Source organism: Antarcticirhabdus aurantiaca (genome assembly GCF_009765365.1).
Lineage (GTDB): Bacteria > Pseudomonadota > Alphaproteobacteria > Rhizobiales > Rhizobiaceae > Antarcticirhabdus > Antarcticirhabdus aurantiaca.
In genome coordinates this window covers 105,890-119,344 of the sequence record NZ_VTOM01000011.1, presented here as the reverse complement: position 1 = coordinate 119,344, position 13,455 = coordinate 105,890, and the positions used below count along the sequence as shown (strand labels likewise).

Genomic DNA, 13,455 nt, shown 5'->3' with positions numbered 1-13,455 from the left:
CGAGCGTTTCGATCAGGCGCCGACGGCGCCTGTGTTGGGCGCGCGCTCGGGAGCGGCCGCGCTTTCGATGTCCCGGGCCTGCGAGTGGTCCCGGTCGAAGACCAGGTGGCGCAAGGCATTCAGCGGGTGCGCCACGCTCCAGCGGATGAAGCCGAGGCTGCCGGAGACGATGCCGCGGCTGCGGCGACGTCGAGCCCGCTGCTGGCGAATGGGCTCCATGTCGGCCAGCATGAGGTCGGCGATCACGCCGTATTCGGTCGGCGAGGCGTCGAAACGGATGCCGAGAACGGTCTCCGTATCGCTGCCGGAGACATCGACGAGGCTGACCGGCACGGCGCCTCGCAGCTCAAGCCCATCCTCGTCGAGAACCTCGAGGCGCAGGCTGGCGGCCCGTCCGAGGGCGGGCATGGCGGCCTTGGGTAGGAGGCGGGCGCCGCTCAGGGACACGTCGTCGACATCGACCGCGAAGCGCTGCGAGCCGTCCACCACCAGGACGCCGCGTCGCGCCGTCGAGAGGCGGGGCGACTGGCGACGCTCGCGGCGCTCCACCACGACGCCCAGGGCCGCGCCGGCGACGATGAGGTTCATGAGGTTCCAGGCGCCGACGACGAGGAGCATGCCGCCGATCTCGGGCTCGGTCTGGAAGCGGTAGACGGCGACGCCCATCGCGACGGCGAGGACGCCGAAGATGAGGAAGTAGGGCCAAGCGAGCTCCGACAGGCGGTCGCGGTCGAGGGTCTGGCCTTTATCGGTGACGTTGAAGGTGGGACGGCGCGGGTTGACGATCACCGACAGGATGGCACGGAACAGGTAGACGGACTGGATGTATTCGTAGAGGTCGGACACCCAGGGCCAGCGGACCCGTCCGTACAAGTAGTTGCGCATCAGCTCGCCGACGACGAGGTAGGTCACGGTATAGGAGACGAACTCGTCGACCGAAGCGTTGAAGATCTTGAAGTCGAAGAGGATGAACAGCAGCGGCGAGACCAGGAAGATCATCCGCATGATCGGGAAGAACCAGAACATACCGCTCGACATGTAGCAGATGCGCTGCGCGAAGGTGAGGCCAGACCGGAAGGCCGGGGTCTTTAGGAGGAGGATCTGGATCATGCCGCGACACCAGCGCGAGCGCTGCCCGATGAAGGAAGCCAGCGTGTCGGGCTGCAGGCCGGTAACCATCGGCTTGTCGACGTAGAGGCTGTTCCAGCCCTTCGAATGGAGGTCGAGCGCGGTCTCGCAATCCTCGGTGATCGAGACGCCGGAGAAGCCGCCCACCCGCTCGAGCGCCGCGCGGCGCAGAACCGCCGCGGAGCCGCAGAAGAAGGCCGCGTTCCACTTGTCCAGGCCCTTCTGGATCGTGTGGTAGAACATCTCGTTCTCGGAGGGCATCGAGCGGAAGGTGCCGAGGTTCTTCTCCAGCGGGTCCGGATTGGAGAAGAAGTGCGGGGTCTGGACCAGAAAGAGCTTGGGATCGCGCTTGAAGTGCCCGACCGTTTCCTGGAGGAACTCGCGCGCCGGAGCATGGTCGGCATCGAAGACCACCACCAGCTCGCCGCGGGAATTGGCGAGGCCGTTGTTGAGGTTGCCGGCCTTGGCGTGCAGGTTGGCGGCACGGGTGAGATAGGAGACGCCGAGCGCCCGGCAGAGTTCCTGAAGCTCCTCGCTGCGGCGGATCGCGGCAGCCGCGACTTTGGGATCGCGCGACAAGCGCTTCTGATCCGTGCCGCCGTCGTCCAGCAGCCAGACGGTGAGCTTCTCGGCGGGGTAATCGAGCGCCTTGGCGGCCGAGAGCGTCAGCGACAGGATCTCGCTGGACTCATTGTAGGACGGGACGAACACGTCGACGCTCGGCAAGTCCGCGTCGGGATAGAAGGGCGCGGGGGCCCGGTCGATGGGATCGGCGACGACGAACAGGCTCATCGCCAGCATGAGCAGGCAGTACATTTCGGCCCCGTAAAGGGTCATACCGAGTACGAAGCTCAAGGGATCGTCGAGCGAGGGCAGCGTCGCGGTCGTGCGCCAATATGCGTAGCGCAGAACGACGACCGAGGTGACGGCAAGAAAGACGAAGCGCCAGGGCCCCTGAAGCCGGAGCACGTAGATGCAGACACCGATGCCGATCGCCGTGGCGGCCGTCAGCCACTGGACGTCCGTACTGATGGGCTGCGCGATAAGAAACAGGAAGGCTGCCGCACTCAGCAGCCAGAGTATACCTGCAAATGAAGCACGCATCCGTTGCCCCTTTTATGATTTCGAGTTCATCTCACCCCCAGTGCATATGATTGACATTACTCTACGTCGCAACCGAAGTCTTAATGCAGAGTTAATGGGCTAACAGGCTCAATTTGCTCGAAATATATTAGATTTTTAGCTCTTTTAGCGAGGCTGCCTGGAAGTCTTACCGATCGTCAGCGACGCCGCTGGGATGCGATCATCGCGACGTCAAGCGCAACGGAACCTGCGTCCAGCAAATAGCCCCCCTTTGGAGGCACCCTGTTGCTGTCCGATTCCGCCATGGACCGGCTGCAGATCGAGCGGCCTGTTTGAAAATAATGCAGGCGAAGGCGGCGGCGGACTGCCAGCCGAAACGCGTGCTTCCGCCTCGCGATCCTCGGCGAGGCTTACGGACGCGCGCGGTCCATGCGACGAATCGCGCTGTCGGTTTGTTAGAGCCTGTTTCATAAGTGCTTGGCGAGGCGTCTGACGAGGATCATGGCGGCGGCGAGCATGAAGAAGGCGAGTGCCGAGGAGGGTGTCGCCTCATGGTCGCGGGCAAGCCTGCGGCATCGTGCGAGCCAACCGAAGGTGCGCTCGATGACCCATCGCCTGGGATGCACGGCAAAGCCCTTCTGCCCCGGCGCTGTCCCGACGATGGCGACCTTGACGCAGGTGGCCTGAGCGACCCGCTTGCCCGCATAGGCGCGGTCGGCGAAGGAGCAGACAAGGAAGGGCCATGGTCGGCGCGAGGCGCGCAGCAGCGCCACGCCGCCGTGGCTGTCGTGAAGGTTGGCAGGCGAGACGGTGGCCACGAGCACGCGTCCATCCGTGTCGGTCATGGCGTGACGCTTGCGTCCGACCACGCGGCGGGCCGGCTCGAAGCCGCGGTCCCCTGAAACGCCTGTGCCGCCCGAGCGCGCGGCCTGGGCGTCGATGACGGCAGCGGTCGGGCTTGCTTCGCGTCCCGCTCGCTCGCGATCGGCCATTGTCAGCGCATGGGCGAGGCGCTCGAACACGCTGGTGCGGGCTAGGCGCACAAACCAGCGGTGCACACTTGGCCAAGGAAGGAACTCGCGAGGTAGGTGTCGCCAGGCTCCACCCGTCCTGAGCACGTAGAGGATCGCGTCCATGATAGTTCGCATCGGCCATCGGCGGGAACGGCCTGTCCGAGCCGGAGCAGGCAGGAACGGCGCCACGACGCTCCACTCGGCGTCGGTCAGCGAGGTTGAGTAAGTATCGGGCGAACGCGCAAGCTGCGCGCGGGCGGCGGGGGTCCACATGGGGCGATCTCGGAAGCGTCAGATACTCCCGAAACGCGCGCGATCCTCGTCGCTCAACCCCTCGCAAGCCCCAACGCAGCCGTTATGAAACGGGCTCTGACCCGGCAAACGGCGCAACTGGCGTTCTGCCAGCCGAATTTACCGTCAGGCGGCGAAGGCGTCGGTGGCTTCGAGGAGTTCGTGCAGGATGCCGGGCTCGGCGAAGGCGTGGCCGGCCGCTTCCACGATCCGCAGCTCCGAGCCGGGCCAGGCCGCCGCGAGGTCGTAGGCGGTGACGGCCGGCGTCACGACGTCGTAGCGCCCCTGGACGATGCGGCCGCGAACGTCCGCGAGGCGGTGGGCGCCCGCGATGAGCTGCCCCTCCTCCAGCCAGAGGGCGTGGCGGAAGTAGTGGTTCTCGATCCGGGCGAAGGCGATCGTCCCCTCGCTCGCCAGGGGTGCCGCGTCGCCAGGGCTGGACGGTGCGAAGGGGCGGTCGCGCAGCATCACCGTCGCCGTTTCCCACGCGGTCCAGCGCGCTGCCGCACGGGCGCGCACATTCCGATCCGGGTCGTCGAGCCGCCGGCCGTAGGCGGCGACGAGATCGTGCCGCTCCTCCGGCGGGATGTGCTCCGCGAAGCGCGCCCAATGGTCCGGAAAGAGCCGGCTCGCGCCCTCGCGGTAGAACCAGTCGAGTTCCGCCCGCCGTCCGGAAAAGACGCCGCGCAGGATCATCGCCTCGACGCGGTCCGGTCTGGCTTGGGCGTAAGCGAGCGCCAGCGTCGCGCCCCAGGAGCCGCCGAAGAGCGTGAAGCGATCGAGCTTCAGCTCGTCGGCGATGCGGTCGATGTCGGCGACGAGGTGCCAGGTCGCGTTGGCTTCGAGGCGCCCGAGCGGGCTCGAGCGGCCGCAGCCGCGCTGGTCGAAGAGGACGATGCGCCACCGCTGCGGATCGAACAAGCGCCGGTGCTGGGGCGAGCAGCCGCTGCCGGGCCCGCCATGCAGGAAGATCACCGGCTTCCCCTCGGGGTTGCCGCACTCTTCGACGTGGAGGACGTGCCCGTCGCCGACGTCCAGGCGCCCGGTACGCAGCGGCTCGATCGGTGGATAGGGCTTTCGGAACGTGTCGGTCATGCCGTTCGGTGAAATGCTCATGCCGTCAGGATGGCGCCGGGACAGCGCGGGACGAGGGCGTGTGCGGCACGAAGGTGAGCCCCTCGACGCCGCGTGGGCGAAGAGGAGACCGTGGAAGGCGTCGCCGCGACGATGGCACGATCATCGACCAGCGGCACCGCGGCGAACGTAAGTCGACAAACCTAGTCCGCCGAAAACCGGCTCACAAGACGGTCAGCGCTTGAGCTCCCAGGTGGTCACGCGCTTGCCGGTCGCGGGATCCTTGCCGTCCTTGAGCTGGATACCTTCGGCCAGGAGGGCGTCGCGCACGCGGTCGGCCTCGGCGAAGTTGCGCGCCTTGAGGAGTTCCAGCCGTTCCGCGATCCGGGCGGCGACGCCCTCCCCCACCGCCTGCTCGCGCACGGGATCGATGCCGACGAGGTGCAGGCTGGCCAGGGCCTCGGCCGCGCGCCCCGCGTCGAAGAGTTCGTGGACGCGCGCGAAGGCCTGCGACAACGAGAGATCGTCGAGGAGTGCGGCGAGAAACGCTTCGTCGGGCTCGGTGCCCGCCGTCGCGCCTGCGCTCGCCCGTTCCCAGCGATCGAGCTCGCGCAGCGCTTCATCGAGCTTGGCCGCGGTGAAGTCGATCGGCTCGCGGTAGTGCGTCTTCAGCATGGCGAGGCGCAGCACCTCGCCCGGCCATTGGCGGCCGCCGAAGCGCGTCGTTCCGAGCAGCTCGTGGATGGTGAAGAAGTTGCCGTCGGACTTCGCCATCTTGCGCCCGTCGACCTGGACGAAGCCGTTGTGCATCCAGATCTCGGCCATGGCGTGCGTGCCGTGGGCGCAGCGCGACTGCGCGATCTCGTTCTCGTGGTGCGGGAAGATGAGGTCGAGCCCGCCGCCGTGGACGTCGAAATGCGGTCCGAGATAGGCCGCCGACATGGCCGAGCACTCGATGTGCCAGCCCGGCCGGCCGCGGCCCCAGGGGCTGTCCCAGCCCGGCTCGTTGGCGTCCGAGAGCTTCCAAAGGACGAAGTCGGCCGGATTGCGCTTGTGCGCGTCGACGGCGACGCGGGCGCCGGCGATCTGGTCCTCCAGGCGGCGGCGCGAGAGCTGTCCGTAGTCGGCCATGGACGAGACGTCGAACAGCACCTCGCCGCCCGCCTGGTAGGCGTGGCCCTTCTCGATGAGGGTCCCGATCATCGAGATCATGTCGGGCTTGCCGTCCGCGCGCGGTGACACGAAGGCGGTGGCGCGCGGCTCGGCCGTCGGCGGCAGGCAGCCGAGCGCGGCGATGTCGGCGTGGAACTGCGCGGCGGTGCGCTCCGTGACGAGGGCGATCGCCTCGTTCAGCGCCAGGCCGGCATGGTCGCGCGCGGCCCGCGCGTTGATCTTGTCGTCGACGTCCGTGATGTTCCGGACATAGGTGACGTGCGCCTCGCCGTAGAGATGGCGCAGCAGGCGGAACAGGACGTCGAAGACGATCACCGGCCGGGCGTTGCCGATATGGGCGAAGTCGTAGACGGTCGGCCCGCAGACATACATGCGCACGTGCTTGTCGGCTTCGGGCAGGGCTGCGTTCCGCCAGTCGAGCGGCCGAAGCGCTTCCTTGGCGCGGCTCATCGTGTTCCAGAGCGTCAGTCCGCGAAATCCGTCGTCCATGTCCGGGCTCCGTCGCCTCGATTGTTCGATGCGCCGGGAGCGCGTCCCGGCGGCGACGCCGTGGCTAGCGCGTCACTTCCCGGACCGCCACCCTTCGCGCGCAAAATCCTTGCCGCTGCGGCGGCTTTCGCTGTGCCCGCCGCGCCACCCTCGCGGCTGATGAACGGGGGATAACAATCTTGTTCAACGAAGGCTTAGGACTGGTCGCTAATCTGTCTCAATCCGGGGCGCTGAATGGTGCCTCCACGCAAACAGACGGACCTTTGAACCCCATGAGTGCCCAGTCGATCACCTTCCGCTCGCGCGCCGAACGAGAGAAGGAAGTGCTCCTCGTCCAGAACTACCGCGAGATCGGCATCGCCGCGATCGCGGCCGCTTCGCAGGCCGTGCGCTCCAAGCCCAAGGCCGACAACGACGCGGCGGCGCTGCCGGCCCTCGCCGCGGCCGAGTAAGGCGCGCGGGCTCACGCCTCGTCGCCCGGCGCCTCGGCCGGGCGCTGGACCTCCGGGCCCATGTGGGCCGGGTCGTTGACGAGGCTCGTCAGCCTGACCGTTTCAAAGGCCTCCGTCGGCGCGGGGCGCGCCAGGATGTCGGCGACGTCGCCCGGCTCGGCGGTTCCGCAGTCGAGCCAGCGCTCCTGGTCGCCGGACGACACGGCGATCGGCACGCGATCGGCGATCGAGGCGAGCGGACGCGACGCCTCGCGCGTCAGGATCAGAACGGTATCGATCTCGCTGCCGTCCGCCGCCATGAAGGTTTCGAAGAGGCCGGCCAGTGCCAGAACTCGGCCGTCGCGCGGTCGAACCAGGAAGGGCGTCGAGCGCGGCGTTCCCGCCTCGCGCCAAAGATAAAAGGCGCTCGCCGGAAGCAGGCAGCGTCGGTGGCGAAGAGCGCCGCGAAAGGCCGGCCGCTCGCCGGCCGTCTCGCACCGCGCGTTGACGAGGAGCGGCACGTCGGCCGGGTCCTTCGCCCAGCCCGGAATGAAGCCCCAGCGCGCCAGCATTGCCCGCCGCACCGGCGGCTCGGCGCGATCGTAGACGCGCGAGCGGTCCCCGAAGACGAGCAGCACCGGCTGCGTCGGCGCGATGTTGTAGCGCGGCGGGAACGGATCGAGCGCGCCGAGCCGCAGGGCGTCGGCAACGTCATGGGGCGCGTGGGTCAAGGCGAAGCGCTTGGTCATGGTGCCGGCTTGACCCGCCGCCGCGCCATGGGTCAAGCCGGCACCATGACCCATCCCCAATCGCCGCCCCGCATCGTCCTCGGCGTTTCCGCCTGCCTTCTCGCCGACGGCGAGGTGCTTCTCGTCGAGCGCGGGCGCCCGCCCTTTGCCGGCAAGCTCAGCCTGCCGGGCGGCCGCGTCGAGTTCGGCGAAAGCCTCGCCGACGCCATTCGGCGCGAGGTGCGGGAGGAAACCGGCCTCGACGTCGCCGACCTCGGCTTCCTGCGCTTTCACGAGGCGATCGACGTCGAAGCTGGCATCCACGTCGTGATCGCCGTCTTCGCCGGCCACCTGCCGGCCGGTGCCCAGCCGCTCGCCGGTGACGACGCGGCAGCGATCGCGCTGCACCCGATCGCGGTTCTCGACGGCATGCAATCCGCAGGCCGGCTGACCGACGGGCTCGCGCCGATCGTCGCAGAGGCCGCGGCGCGGATCGGGGACGTCGCCGAAATTCGCGGCACCTGACGAAGATTTGCCGTGATCGGGCGGCAAGGCTCGTTTAAAGGCGTTCGCGCCACTCCCGCTTCGCTTCGTTTCTCGGATAAGCCGCCGCCCCATGCGCCTGCCGCTGTCGGCCCTTCTGGTCGCCCTTTTTCTTGCCGGCCCCTTCGCGGCCGCGGCGCAGGAGCCGCCGGACGCGCCTGCCGTGCAGGGCGAGGAAGCGGACGGCGATGCCGCCGCGACAGCGCGTCCGCCCACGTCGAACGCCGCCTACATGGCGCCGCTCTCGCGCCTGTCCTCCATTCTCGGCTCGGTGCATTTCCTGCGCACGCTGTGCGGCGACAGCGAGGCCGGAATCTGGCGGCAGAAGATGAGCGACCTCCTGGCGGCGCAGGCTCCGAGCGAGGCGGACCGGCGCCAGCTCGTGGCGAGCTTCAACAGCGGCTACCGCGCCTTCGAGGCCACCTATCGGCGCTGCACGCCCGCCGCGCGGCTGGCGGTGGCGCGCTACCAAACCGAGGGCGCCACACTGTCGCGCGAAATCAGCACCCGTTTTGGAAATTAACGACCCGTTAGGAATTGCCGCAAAAGCGCCGCGACATTTCCCGGGATCGTGCTAGGGCTTAACAGTCTGTGAAATCGGACGCATCAATTCGGAGACAAGCGATGATCGATCTGCAAGGCGGCGAACTGGACGAGATGATCGTTGCCGAGAAGAAGCAGGTCGCCTGCGAGTACCACAACGAAGCCTGGGCCGACGGCATCTGCGACGGCATCGAGGCCGAGATCCTCGCCGAAACCGCCATCTCCACCGCTCTCACCGAACTGGTGCGCCGCCATGGCGAGGCCGACGTGATCGCACTGCTCGACACGATGCGCGAGCGCCTCAACCACGGCGAGTTCCGCCCCGACCGCAGCCTGCAGTAAGTCGAACCCGACGAGCAGGCGCCCCACCCTCCGTTCTCTGGCCGCTCGGCGGGAGGCGAGCGGAAAGGAGTGCTGCCGATGCTGGACCTCCGTTACGCCCTTCGCGTCGCCGCCGCGGCGGCCTCCCTCCTGTCCTTCGCGACCGCCGCGCTCGCCTTCTCGCAGATCGATCCCGGCGAAGGGGGCGAGCCGACGGCCAAGGAAGGCATCATCGCCGTCCCCCTGCCCCCGCTCGACGACGCGCCGGAGCGGGAAGCGCAGGGCAACGTGGAAGGCCCGCAGCCGGAGCCCGGGCCTGCCGACGAACCGGCACCCGCAGCCGCTGACCAGCCCGCCGAGGCCGTGCCGCCTGCGGGCCCCGCCGCGCCGCCCGCCGGCCCTCCGGCGCCGCCCGCACACGAGCTGCAGGAGCCTGCGAGCCCTTCCGGGGCGGCCGCAATCGGCACCGCCGAGCCCGTGCGCTACGGCGAAGACGAGCTGCCGCGGCCGGTGCGCGACCTTCGCCGCAAGCTGATGGAGATCGCCCGCACCGGCGAGGTCGAGAAGCTGCGGCCCTATCTCGAAACCGGCGCGGAGCCGACCGTCCTCACCTTCGGCGACACGCCGGACGACCCGATTGCCTACCTCAAGGAAGCGTCCGGAGACGGCGAAGGAGCCGAGCTCCTCGCCATTCTCCTCGAGATCCTCGAATCCGGCTACGCCCATGCCGAGGCCGGTTCCGACGCCGAAATCTACATCTGGCCCTATTTCGTGCAGGCGAACCTCGAAGCCCTGACCCTGTCCCAGAAGGTCGAGCTCTTCGAGCTCGTCACCGCCGGCGACTACGAAGCGATGAAGAGCTTCGGCGCCTACAACTTCTACCGGGCCGGCATCAGCCCCGAGGGACGGCTGGAGTTTTTCGTCGCGGGCGACTGAGGGATGCGCGAGCGGAACCGCGTGAGCTTGCCCTCCCCCGGTCCGCGGCTTACCTGCCGGATTGAACAGTCCGTCAGCCCGAGTCCGCTCCCATGTCCTTCGCCCGCGTTGCCGACCGATCGACCCTCGTCGTTTCCGGCGAGCCGGCCGAGGACTTCCTCCAGAACCTCGTTACCGCGGATATCGCCGGCATCCCGCCGGGCGAGGCGCGCCCCTCCGCGCTCCTGACCCCGCAGGGCAAGATCCTCTTCGACTTCCTCGTTTCGCGCGCGCAAGCCGGCTTCAGGATCGAGGTCGCGGCCAGCGCGCGGGCCGACCTCGTCAAGCGCCTGACACTGTATCGCCTGCGCACGAAGGTCGCGATCGAGCCGGAGGACGCTCCCGTCTCCGCGCTCTGGGACGAGGGCGACGCGCCCCGTCCGGGATTCGCGCGCGACCGCCGCTTTCCCGACGAACCGGTCTGGCGCGCCTATGACGAGGCCGCGATCGCCGGCCTCGTCGAAGCGCGGGCGGAGGATTTCCGCGCGCTGCGCCTGCGCTCGGGCGTCGTGGAGGCCGAAGCGGATTTTCCCGCCTCCGACGTCTTTCCGCACGACGTCCTTCTCGACCAGAACGGCGGCGTGTCCTTCAAGAAGGGCTGCTATGTCGGGCAGGAGGTCGTTTCGCGCATGCAGCACCGCGGCACGGCGCGGCGCCGGCTGATGCTGGCGAGCGGCGAGCGCCACCTGACGCCGGGCAGCGACGTTCTCGCCGACGGCCGCGCCATCGGCACGCTCTGGTCGGCGGTCGGCACCGAAGGCGTCGCCCTCGTCCGGCTCGACCGGCTGGTGGACGCGATGGGCGCCGGCGCGACGCTCGCCGTCGACGGCGTGCCCGTCGAGCTCCGCCTGCCTTCCTGGGCGGGCTTCGACCTGCCCGCCCCCGGCGAGAGCGCCGCGACCGGTCCGGAGGGACGCGAAGCGTGACGGCCGGCTCGGCGTCGAAAGCGAAGGCGACGGCCAGTGCGCGCGTCTGGCAGCGCATGCTGTCCGGGCGGCGGCTCGACCTTCTCGATCCATCGCCGCTCGACATCGAGATCGTCGACATCGCCCACGGTCTGGCCCGCGTCGCGCGATGGAACGGCCAGACGGCGGGCGCTCACGCCTTTTCCGTTGCCCAGCACTCGCTGGTCGTCGAGGAGATTGTCGCGCGAAGCATTCCCGATCCGCGCTGGCGGCTCGCGGCACTCCTCCACGACGGGCCGGAATACGTGATCGGCGACATGATCTCGCCCTTCAAGAACGTGCTCGGCACGGATTACCGGGCGGTGGAGCATCGGCTGCAGGCCGCGATCCACCTGCGCTTCTCGCTGCCGACCCGGCTTCCGGCGGAGGTGGCGGGCGCGATCAAGGCGGCGGACAAGGTCTCCGCCTTCTTCGAGGCGACGATGCTCGCCGGCTTCTCGCCCAAGGAGGCAGCCGGCTTCTTCGGACGACCGAAGGGCGAGCCGGTTCCCCCCGACCGCTTCGCGCCGCGCGCCGCCGGCGAGGTCGACGTGGCTTTCCTCCATCGCTTCAACGAAATCGACGCCGCGCTTCAGCCCTGAATCATTCATCGCGCTGATCGATCGCATCAGGCGAAGTCGTTTGCGGGACGGATCAACGATTCGTTAGGATGCCCTGTTCTTGCAGGGAGTCGCGGCCATGGGCGCGCAATCGAGAAGCCTCGGGGGCACGGCCTCATCCGCCGGGCCGTGGATCGCCATCGCGGCGGGCTGCCTGATCGCCCTCCTCACCTTCGGTCCGCGCTCGGCGATCGGATTCTTCCAGCTTCCCATGCTGACCGATCGCGAGTGGAGCCGCGAGGACTTCGCGCTCGCCATCGCCGTCCAGAACCTCTTCTGGGGCGCCGGCCAGCCGCTCTTCGGCGCCATCGCCGACCGCTGGGGCACGGCGCGCGTCCTCCTCCTGTCCGGCCTCCTCTACGCCTCCGGCCTGGCGCTGACGGCGGTCGCGCCCTCGCCCTTCTTCCTGACGATCGGCGCGGGCGTCCTCGTCGGCCTCGGCGTTGCAGCGGGCTCGTTCGGCATCGTCCTCGCGGCCTTCGCGCGGCGCGTCTCGCCTGAGCAGCGCTCCTTCGTCTTCGGCCTCGGCACCGCCGCCGGCTCGGCGGGCATGTTCGTCTTCGCGCCGCTCAGCCAGGCGCTGATCTCACGCTTCGGCTGGTCGGACGCGCTGTTGATCCTGTCGGCCACCATGCTGCTCGTGCCGCTTCTGGGCCTCGCGCTGCGCGGCGGCAAGGTCAGCCGCGCCAATGTCGAGGCCGGCATCGAGCAGACGGTCGGCGGCGCCGTGCGCCAAGCCTTCGCGACGCGCTCCTTCGTGCTCCTCACCAGCGGCTTCTTCGTATGCGGCTTCCAGGTCGCCTTCATCACCGCGCACTTTCCGGCCTATCTCGCGGACCTCGGCATCGCCCCCCGCTACGCGGTGATCGCACTCGCTCTCATCGGCTTCTTCAACATCATCGGCTCGCTCGCCTCCGGCCTGATCGGCCAGCGCTGGTCGAAGCCCTATTTCCTGGCGCTGATCTATCTCGGCCGCTCGATCACCGTGACCGTGTTCCTGCTGACGCCGGTGTCGCCGGCGACCGTGATCGCCTTCTCCGTCGTCATGGGCCTCCTCTGGCTCTCGACGGTGCCGCCGACCAACGCCCTCGTCGCGATCATGTTCGGCACGAAGCACCTCGGGCTCCTCGGCGGGGTGGTGTTCTTCTCGCACCAGATCGGCTCGTTCCTCGGCGTGTGGCTCGGCGGCTACCTCTACGCCCATTTCGGCTCCTACGACCCGGTCTGGTGGCTCGGCGTCGCGCTCGGCCTCTTCGCCGCGATCGTCCACCTGCCGATCCGCGAAGCGCCCTCCTCCGCGCCCGCGATGCCCGCCGCCGCTCAGCCCGCCTGAACCCGGGCCTCGGCGCGGGCGACCGCCTGGAGAAGCCCGGCCCGCGACAGCGGCTCGGGCAGGCCGCGCGGCTCGTAGACGTGGCGGGCGAGGAAGTAGCCGGTCAGCCGATAGCCCGCGTCCAGCGCGGCACGATCCGGCCGCCCGCCCTCGGCGGACAGGAAGGCGGGGAGCGCCAGGAGCTTGTCGGCCCAGGGCGCGCCCGGCTCGCGCCCGACGGCGCGGCCGGTCTTCGGCGAGACGTAGGCGAGATCGCCCGACGCGCCGGTCGCCGCGCAGCGCTCGAGGTCGAGGCCGAAGCCGAGTTCTTCCAGCAGCATCAGCTCGAAGCGCAGCACCAGCTCGCCCGCGGCCAGAGGCTCGGCGAGATGGTCGAGCATGGCGGCAAGTCCGTCGAAAAGGCGCGGATGCGGGTCGCGCTCGGGCAGAAGGCGCAGATGGGAAGCGAGGAGCTGCACCGCCGCGAGCGCCCCGGGCGACTCCATCAGCGTCGCGGCGCGCAGCTTCAGCGGCTCGACGTTGTAGGTGCCCATGTGCTCGTCGAGCCGTGCGCGCCAATGGATCGCGATCTCGTTGCCGGGCTGCAGCACGGGACGCTGCAGGCGCGAGCGCCCGCCGCGCACGATGCCGAGGTGCCGCCCCCGCTCGCGCGTCATGACCTCCGCGATCACGCTCGTCTCGCCGTGCCGACGCAGGCCCAGCACGATCGCGTCCTCACGCCATTCCACGGGCGATCGTTCCAGTCTGTCGAGCGGGCATCATCGCC

Annotated in this window: 14 protein-coding genes; 8 read left to right on the top strand and 6 right to left on the bottom strand. The window is 69.1% G+C overall.

Annotated features, from left to right (window positions below):
* Positions 1–12: 12 nt before the first annotated feature.
* From bcsA to cysS, 4 genes are all read right to left on the bottom strand, one after another.
* Positions 13–2,232, bottom strand: coding sequence for a UDP-forming cellulose synthase catalytic subunit (gene bcsA / locus FZN60_RS14660; protein ID WP_158874238.1), 2,220 nt, complete (start codon positions 2,230–2,232; stop codon positions 13–15).
* Between the two features lie 446 nt (positions 2,233–2,678).
* Positions 2,679–3,497 carry an IS5 family transposase gene (locus tag FZN60_RS14655; protein WP_158874237.1) on the bottom strand — a complete coding sequence of 273 codons (819 nt, stop codon included), beginning with the start codon at positions 3,495–3,497 and terminating at the stop codon, positions 2,679–2,681.
* Positions 3,498–3,641: 144 nt separating this feature from the next.
* Entirely contained in the window at positions 3,642–4,610 is a 969-nt protein-coding gene (gene pip / locus FZN60_RS14650) for a prolyl aminopeptidase (RefSeq protein WP_199266568.1), read from the bottom strand.
* A gap of 213 nt (positions 4,611–4,823) precedes the next feature.
* Entirely contained in the window at positions 4,824–6,251 is a 1,428-nt protein-coding gene (gene cysS / locus FZN60_RS14645) for a cysteine--tRNA ligase (RefSeq protein ID WP_158874235.1), read from the bottom strand.
* A 272-nt stretch (positions 6,252–6,523) separates the two neighbouring features.
* Here cysS and FZN60_RS14640 point away from each other — a divergent pair, with 272 nt between their 5' ends.
* Entirely contained in the window at positions 6,524–6,703 is a 180-nt protein-coding gene (locus FZN60_RS14640) for a hypothetical protein (RefSeq protein ID WP_158874234.1), read from the top strand.
* Between the two features lie 11 nt (positions 6,704–6,714).
* On the opposite strand, the gene FZN60_RS14635 is transcribed toward FZN60_RS14640, so the two are convergent.
* Entirely contained in the window at positions 6,715–7,431 is a 717-nt protein-coding gene (locus FZN60_RS14635; protein ID WP_158874233.1) for an SOS response-associated peptidase, read from the bottom strand.
* Positions 7,432–7,476: 45 nt separating this feature from the next.
* On the opposite strand from FZN60_RS14635, the gene FZN60_RS14630 reads away from it, so the two are divergent.
* The 7 genes from FZN60_RS14630 to FZN60_RS14600 all read left to right on the top strand — a co-directional run bounded on the left by FZN60_RS14630 (position 7,477) and on the right by FZN60_RS14600 (position 12,689).
* Positions 7,477–7,935 (top strand): NUDIX hydrolase, encoded by a 459-nt coding sequence (locus tag FZN60_RS14630; RefSeq protein ID WP_158874232.1) that lies wholly within the window; start codon positions 7,477–7,479, stop codon positions 7,933–7,935.
* A gap of 91 nt (positions 7,936–8,026) precedes the next feature.
* Positions 8,027–8,476 (top strand): TIGR02301 family protein, encoded by a 450-nt coding sequence (locus tag FZN60_RS14625; RefSeq protein WP_158874231.1) that lies wholly within the window; start codon positions 8,027–8,029, stop codon positions 8,474–8,476.
* 101 nt (positions 8,477–8,577) lie between these two features.
* The gene (locus FZN60_RS14620; RefSeq protein ID WP_158874230.1) at positions 8,578–8,838 is read left to right on the top strand and encodes a hypothetical protein; all 261 of its coding nucleotides are present in this window, start codon (positions 8,578–8,580) and stop codon (positions 8,836–8,838) included.
* Positions 8,839–8,916: 78 nt separating this feature from the next.
* A complete protein-coding gene (locus FZN60_RS14615) occupies positions 8,917–9,753 on the top strand; it encodes a hypothetical protein (protein WP_158874229.1) in 837 nt (278 codons plus the stop codon).
* 92 nt (positions 9,754–9,845) lie between these two features.
* Entirely contained in the window at positions 9,846–10,718 is an 873-nt protein-coding gene (gene ygfZ / locus FZN60_RS14610) for a CAF17-like 4Fe-4S cluster assembly/insertion protein YgfZ (protein ID WP_158874228.1), read from the top strand.
* 56 nt (positions 10,719–10,774) lie between these two features.
* On the top strand, positions 10,775–11,338 hold the full coding sequence (locus FZN60_RS14605; RefSeq protein WP_158874301.1) for a YfbR-like 5'-deoxynucleotidase: 564 nt from the start codon (positions 10,775–10,777) through the stop codon (positions 11,336–11,338).
* A 97-nt stretch (positions 11,339–11,435) separates the two neighbouring features.
* On the top strand, positions 11,436–12,689 hold the full coding sequence (locus FZN60_RS14600; RefSeq protein ID WP_158874227.1) for an MFS transporter: 1,254 nt from the start codon (positions 11,436–11,438) through the stop codon (positions 12,687–12,689).
* Here the strand turns inward: FZN60_RS14600 and recO are convergent.
* Positions 12,677–13,417, bottom strand: a complete 741-nt coding sequence (gene recO / locus FZN60_RS14595) for a DNA repair protein RecO (protein WP_158874226.1) — start codon at positions 13,415–13,417, stop codon at positions 12,677–12,679. The genes FZN60_RS14600 and recO overlap by 13 nt on opposite strands.
* Positions 13,418–13,455: the final 38 nt, after the last annotated feature.